This window comes from Bathymodiolus azoricus thioautotrophic gill symbiont (assembly GCF_001298715.1).
GTDB lineage: Bacteria > Pseudomonadota > Gammaproteobacteria > PS1 > Pseudothioglobaceae > Thiodubiliella.
Window position 1 is genome coordinate 1 of record NZ_CDSC02000251.1, and the last position, 1,015, is coordinate 1,015.

The 1,015-nt window shown below is 32.8% G+C and carries 2 protein-coding genes; both read right to left on the reverse strand.

Going from position 1 to position 1,015, the window contains the following annotated elements; all coding sequences use genetic code 11:
• Positions 1-764 (reverse strand): ShlB/FhaC/HecB family hemolysin secretion/activation protein (locus BAZSYMA_RS04790; protein ID WP_143243105.1); only part of this gene is annotated, 764 nt, incomplete at its 3' end.
• A 1-nt stretch (position 765) separates the two neighbouring features.
• A partial coding sequence (locus tag BAZSYMA_RS04795; RefSeq protein ID WP_277621615.1) for a POTRA domain-containing protein occupies positions 766-1,015 on the reverse strand: 250 nt, incomplete at its 5' end.

Here is a 1,015-nt window from a genome sequence, read left to right on the forward strand (position 1 = left end):
GCATAATAACCATAGAATTTAAGTAAACTAAATTGTGCCTTAACATCATCTATCCCAGACTCGTCATCATTTAGCGCATCAAAAGCATCAACACCTCTATTAATACTTGGATTTAAATACAGAGTCGATTTATCACTTAGCTGAAAACTATGCTCATACCCTAAAGACAAAACACTGAGTTTTCTAGATCCGACTTCATTTTTAGTAACAGTACCTCGTAACTTCGAATAACTTTCTTCGTCACTTAAACTTAACCCCAGTTTGATTTTGTTATTTTGTTCATTGCTCTTGTTTAGATATTTTGTTAAATAAAAGTTTTTGGTTGTGGTGTTGCCAAATGAATAGAAAGCATCACCCGTTGTTAATATTCGATTGGTATTGTAATCAGACTTTGTTGTGTTGTAATTAAACAAATAATCCCTATAAGGAAAAGACACATCTAGAGTATAGGCATTTGAATCTTTTTTATCTTCTTCTGCATGCGCTGGAAAAGCATAATTAAGTGTCCATTTGGACAGCGGAATCAAAAAATCATCCCAATTAGCATTCAGCTTTATCTTCTCAACACCTGTTGATTTTGAGCCTGAATTATCAAAAGTAACACTAAATGGCTGATAATCTTGTTTGTTATCATTGATAACAACCTCGGAGTGATATTGTGTTTTACTGGGCTTAATGTTTAGTTTTGCATGATGAGAGTTGAGTCGATTAACATGATCAATACGCTTGCTGATGTCATTGACATTCAAGGGCTTATTAATCAAATCATCTAAAAATTAACTGTTTTACAAAGGCAGTATTATCAATATTTTGTGCGTTAAAGTTGAGTGAATCTATAAAGCCTATTTTAATACTGATATCTAAGATGCCTTGTTTAAGTTTGGTTTGTGGAACGCTAAACCCGACTTTACTGGTAACAAAGCCATTATCCTGATAGATATTTTGTAATTCTTTAATCAACTGATTAATTTGCTTAACACCAAGGCATCTGCCTTGGTACTTTTGTTTAAGATCA